This window comes from Ruegeria sp. CDSB013 (assembly GCF_059611165.1).
In genome coordinates this window covers 1-5872 of the sequence record NZ_JBXWPA010000031.1, presented here as the reverse complement: position 1 = coordinate 5872, position 5872 = coordinate 1, and the positions used below count along the sequence as shown (strand labels likewise).

General features: G+C 53.1%; 2 tRNA genes and 3 rRNA genes. All 5 read right to left on the bottom strand.

Features of this window, described 5'->3' with window-relative positions:
* Positions 1–14: 14 nt before the first annotated feature.
* A 5S ribosomal RNA gene (rrf, locus tag AC2FJF_RS24230) occupies positions 15–129 on the bottom strand.
* 181 nt (positions 130–310) lie between these two features.
* A 23S ribosomal RNA gene (locus AC2FJF_RS24225) occupies positions 311–3143 on the bottom strand.
* Between the two features lie 488 nt (positions 3144–3631).
* Positions 3632–3707: transfer RNA gene (locus AC2FJF_RS24220), tRNA-Ala, on the bottom strand.
* A 77-nt stretch (positions 3708–3784) separates the two neighbouring features.
* Positions 3785–3861: transfer RNA gene (locus tag AC2FJF_RS24215), tRNA-Ile, on the bottom strand.
* A gap of 138 nt (positions 3862–3999) precedes the next feature.
* Positions 4000–5459, bottom strand: a 16S ribosomal RNA gene (locus AC2FJF_RS24210).
* Together the 16S, 23S and 5S rRNA genes with 2 tRNA genes alongside form the textbook arrangement of a ribosomal RNA operon.
* Positions 5460–5872: the final 413 nt, after the last annotated feature.

The window sequence follows — 5872 nt, the reverse complement described above, 5'->3', positions numbered from 1 at the left end:
TGGGATTTTTCTAGGTTTGGCGGTGACCTACTCTCCCGGGGCTTAAGCCCAAGTACCATTGGCGCGGCAGTGCTTAACTTCCGGGTTCGGGATGGGACCGGGTGTTTCACTTGCGCTATGACCACCAAACCGAGGAAAATCCCCACGTCGGCTTTTGCGGAGCAAAAGCGACGGGTGGCAGGCAGCGTATTTGCATGCAAATGCGCGTTGCCACTCGGTAGTTATGTCAATCAACACCGCAGCGTTTTGCTGCGAAGTTATCCATGTTTACTGAGGTGTATGTTTTTGATTTGTCTTTCCATTACTGGATCAAATCAAGCCTATCGGGCGATTAGTACCGGTCAACTGAACGCATTACTGCGCTTACATCTCCGGCCTATTGACGTGGTGGTCTTCCACGGCCCTCAGGGAGACCTTGTTTTGAGGGGGGCTTCCCGCTTAGATGCCTTCAGCGGTTATCCTGTCCGATCATAGCTACCCAGCACTGCCGTTGGCACGACAACTGGTCCACCAGTGGATCGTTCACCCCGGTCCTCTCGTACTAGGGGCAACTCCTCTCAAGTCTCCTACACCCACGGCAGATAGGGACCGAACTGTCTCACGACGTTCTAAACCCAGCTCACGTACCTCTTTAAACGGCGAACAGCCGTACCCTTGGGACCTGCTCCAGCCCCAGGATGAGATGAGCCGACATCGAGGTGCCAAACACTGCCGTCGATATGGACTCTTGGGCAGTATCAGCCTGTTATCCCCGGCGTACCTTTTATCCGTTGAGCGATGGCCCTTCCACTCGGGACCACCGGATCACTATGGCCGTCTTTCGACTCTGCTCGACTTGTCAGTCTCGCAGTCAGGCTGGCTTCTGCCATTGCACTCAACGAGCGATTTCCGACCGCTCTGAGCCAACCTTCGCGCGCCTCCGTTACGCTTTAGGAGGCGACCGCCCCAGTCAAACTACCCGCCACGCAGGGTCCCGGATCCGGATAACGGACCGCGGTTAGACATCAAGAGTGCGAAGGGTGGTATCTCAAGGGAGGCTCCACAAAGACTTGCGTCTCTGCTTCAAAGCCCACCACCTATCCTGCACATCACAATCCTGATGCCAGTGCGAAGCTGTAGTAAAGGTGCACGGGGTCTTTCCGTCTAACCGCGGGAAGCCTGCATCTTGACAGGCAATTCAATTTCGCTGAGTCGATGTTGGAGACAGCGGGGAAGTCGTTACGCCATTCGTGCAGGTCGGAACTTACCCGACAAGGAATTTCGCTACCTTAGGACCGTTATAGTTACGGCCGCCGTTTACCTGGGCTTCAATTCAAGGCTCTCACCTCTCCTTTTAACCTTCAGGCACCGGGCAGGCGTCAGACCCTATACGTCGTCTTGCGACTTCGCAGAGCCCTGTGTTTTTAATAAACAGTCGCCACCCCCTGGTTTGTGCCCCCAGCCCCTAGTTGCCTAGGAACCGGGCCTCCTTCTCGCGAACTTACGGAGGTATTTTGCCGAGTTCCTTCAACATCGTTCTCTCAAGCGCCTTGGTATGCTCTACCAGTCCACCTGTGTCGGTTTAGGGTACGGTCTTATAGGAGGGCTATTTCCAGGAACCTCTCAGCAGCCCATTCAATCCGATAAGGATGAACTACACCTGAGATCCGTCACCACTCCACGGCCTAGGAATATTAACCTAGTTCCCATCGCCTACGCCTTTCGGCCTCGGCTTAGGGGCCGGCTTACCCTGCTCAGATTAGCTTTAAGCAGGAACCCTTGGACTTTCGGCGAGAGTGTCTCTCACACTCTTTGTCGCTACTCATGTCATCATTCTCACTAGTGATCTCTCCACCGGATCGCTCACGCGCCGGCTTCATCGAAAAGACTCGATCCTCCAAGGTGCCCCGAAAGACACTAAAGAGGATAAGTCTTATGTCACACTACGCTCTGCTACCATGCCTTACGGCATCCTAAGCTTCGGCTCATGGCTTGAGCCCCGTTACATCTTCGCCGCAGGACAACTTATTTAGACCAGTGAGCTGTTACGCTATCTTTAAAGGATGGCTGCTTCTAAGCCAACCTCCTGGTTGTTTTGGTCGTCCCACCTGCTTTCCCACTTAGCCATGAATTGGGGGCCTTAGCTGTAGGTCAGGGTTGTTTCCCTCTCCACTACGGACGTTAGCATCCGCAGTGTGTCTGCCATCTAGTACTCCCGGGTATTCGGAGTTTGGTTAGGATCAGTAAGCCTGTGGGGCCCCATTACCCATCCAGTGCTCTACCCCCCGGGGTATTCGGATGACGCTCTACCTAAATAGATTTCGCAGAGAACCAGCTATCTCCGAGTTTGATTGGCCTTTCACCCCTAGGCACAGCTCATCCCGATCCTTTTCAACGGATGTGGGTTCGGTCCTCCAGTAAGTGTTACCTTACCTTCAACCTGGCCATGCCTAGATCACTCGGTTTCGGGTCTGATCCCACGAACTCATTCGCCCTATTAAGACTCGCTTTCGCTACGCCTACACCTAACGGCTTAAGCTTGCTCGTGAGACCAAGTCGATGACCCATTATACAAAAGGTACGCCGTCACCCCGCAAGGAGGCTCCGACTGATTGTAGGCGTTCGGTTTCAGGTACTGTTTCACTCCCCTCGTCGGGGTGCTTTTCACCTTTCCCTCACGGTACTGGTTCACTATCGGTCAGCAAGGAGTACTTAGCCTTCGAAGGTGGTCCTCCGATCTTCAGACAGAATTTCACGTGTTCCGCCCTACTTAATACGTCCATCAGAGCTTAGAATACGGGGCTGTCACCCGCTATGGCCATGCTTCCCAACATGTTCTTCTCACTCATCTGGCTCGGCTGGTCCCCGTTCGCTCGCCGCTACTAGGGGAGTATCAATTGATTTCCTTTCCTCCGGGTACTTAGATGTTTCAGTTCCCCGGGTTTGCCTTTATAACCCTATGTATTCAGGTCATAAATACTTGATTAAGCCACCTATTGATCATCCAGAGGATAACAATAGAGAGCTTTCAAGTGGGTTGCCCCATTCAGAAATCCATGGATCAAAGCTTATTCTCAGCTCCCCATGGCTTATCGCAGAGTATCACGTCTTTCATCGCCTCTTGCTGCCAAGGCATTCACCAAACGCCCTTCTCGCGCTTGATTTGATCCAGAAAAAGAAAGACTTGATATTTGCACTACCGCCTATTCGGCTACTTGAGTGCGTTTGACCGCACACAACCGAAGCTGCGCCAGTAATCAAATCAATCACGATGACCCAGCTGGTAACTAAAGGTCATCTGTTCTTCTGAACCAAAAACATACATTTCCCGCCCCCGCCACTTGGACGAGGACAAATGAGCAACCCCATATGGTCTCTCAGCCGTGCAGCTGATCAACGCAGGTCGCTCGGGTTAGTATATTAGACTTGGACAACTCTGTTCGTTTCGATCGGGATACGCAGACAGGGCCGGCTAGACCCAAACTGCGCCGCTTATCCGAAGATAAGAACGACCGAGATCAATGCCACACTCGGCACGATCAAACAGTGTTGATTGATTTCTCTCTAAACGATGTCAAAGCTTCCGAAGAAGCGACGTCCGATTGGACGGTGAAGAACCAAAATGGTGCTTAACGGTCAAATCGAAGGTAAATGGTGGAGCCTAGGAGGATCGAACTCCTGACCTCCTGAATGCAAATCAGGCGCTCTCCCAGCTGAGCTAAGGCCCCATAAAGTGGCTCTCGTGACATTCATCCAAGATGAATGCACTGCCGCCTCTCACTTTTCGGCTTCACCGAAAGTGAGTTGGTGGGTCGAGGAGGACTTGAACCTCCGACCTCACGCTTATCAGGCGTGCGCTCTAACCACCTGAGCTACCGACCCAGACAGGCCGGTCGGCCTGATGTGTTCTGAAGAGATATGAGGACGGCTCGGTCCATGAGTTTGATCAACTTTGTTTGTTGATCTTCTGCTAAGTGTATCACGAGATTTGCGAACAAATCTAACTAGATACATCCTTAGAAAGGAGGTGATCCAGCCGCAGGTTCCCCTACGGCTACCTTGTTACGACTTCACCCCAGTCGCTGATCCTACCGTGGCCGCCTGCCCCCCGAAGGTTAGCGCAGCGTCGTCGGGTAGAACCAACTCCCATGGTGTGACGGGCGGTGTGTACAAGGCCCGGGAACGTATTCACCGCGTCATGCTGTTACGCGATTACTAGCGATTCCGACTTCATGGGGTCGAGTTGCAGACCCCAATCCGAACTGAGACAGTTTTTTGGGATTAACCCATTGTCACTGCCATTGTAGCACGTGTGTAGCCCAACCCGTAAGGGCCATGAGGACTTGACGTCATCCACACCTTCCTCCCGCTTATCACGGGCAGTTTCCCTAGAGTGCCCAGCCGAACTGCTGGCAACTAAGGATGTGGGTTGCGCTCGTTGCCGGACTTAACCGAACATCTCACGACACGAGCTGACGACAGCCATGCAGCACCTGTCACTAGGTCACCGAAGTGAAAGACCCATCTCTGGGCCGGTCCTAGGATGTCAAGGGTTGGTAAGGTTCTGCGCGTTGCTTCGAATTAAACCACATGCTCCACCGCTTGTGCGGGCCCCCGTCAATTCCTTTGAGTTTTAATCTTGCGACCGTACTCCCCAGGCGGAATGCTTAATCCGTTAGGTGTGTCACCGAATAGCATGCTACCCGACGACTGGCATTCATCGTTTACGGTGTGGACTACCAGGGTATCTAATCCTGTTTGCTCCCCACACTTTCGCACCTCAGCGTCAGTATCGAGCCAGTGAGCCGCCTTCGCCACTGGTGTTCCTCCGAATATCTACGAATTTCACCTCTACACTCGGAATTCCACTCACCTCTCTCGAACTCTAGACTGATAGTTTTGGAGGCAGTTCCAGGGTTGAGCCCTGGGATTTCACCCCCAACTTTCCAGTCCGCCTACGTGCGCTTTACGCCCAGTAATTCCGAACAACGCTAACCCCCTCCGTATTACCGCGGCTGCTGGCACGGAGTTAGCCGGGGTTTCTTTACCTGCTACCGTCATTATCTTCACAGGCGAAAGAGCTTTACGACCCTAAGGCCTTCATCACTCACGCGGCATGGCTGGATCAGGGTTGCCCCCATTGTCCAAGATTCCCCACTGCTGCCTCCCGTAGGAGTCTGGGCCGTGTCTCAGTCCCAGTGTTGCTGATCATCCTCTAAAACCAGCTATAGATCGTAGGCTTGGTAGGCCATTACCCCACCAACTACCTAATCTAACGCGGGCCAATCCTTTGGCGATAAATCTTTCCCCCGAAGGGCTCATACGGTATTACTCTCCGTTTCCAGAGGCTATTCCGTACCAAAGGGTATGTTCCCACGCGTTACTAACCCGTCCGCCGCTCACCCGAAGGTGCGCTCGACTTGCATGTGTTAAGCCTGCCGCCAGCGTTCGTTCTGAGCCAGGATCAAACTCTCAAGTTGAAAAGCATTGCTGCTTATCCTTGACGTTCGAACCTCTGCACATCTCATCAGGAGGCTAATCCTGATGAAGTCTTCTGTTTGATGTACACAGATTTCCTAAGAAATCAGTGAACCACTCAAACAGTGAAGCTGACACTGGATCATCGAGCCAAAGCCCTACCAGCGCGATATACAGACATTCAATCCGTCGAAACGAACCAAACCGCCCACATATCTCTTCAGTTATCCATCAATGTCAAAGAACAGAACACCAAGAGCCAAAAATCAGACCGTTGCGCCAATAACATCAGCGCGCCCGCCTAAATCATTCCCTAAGATGCCCACCGTCTCTCCGATGCGTCCGGCTGTCTCTCCAACCCGTCCGGCCGTCTCTCCGACCCGTCAGCACCGCCTCAGCAGCGCCGGTGAAGGGG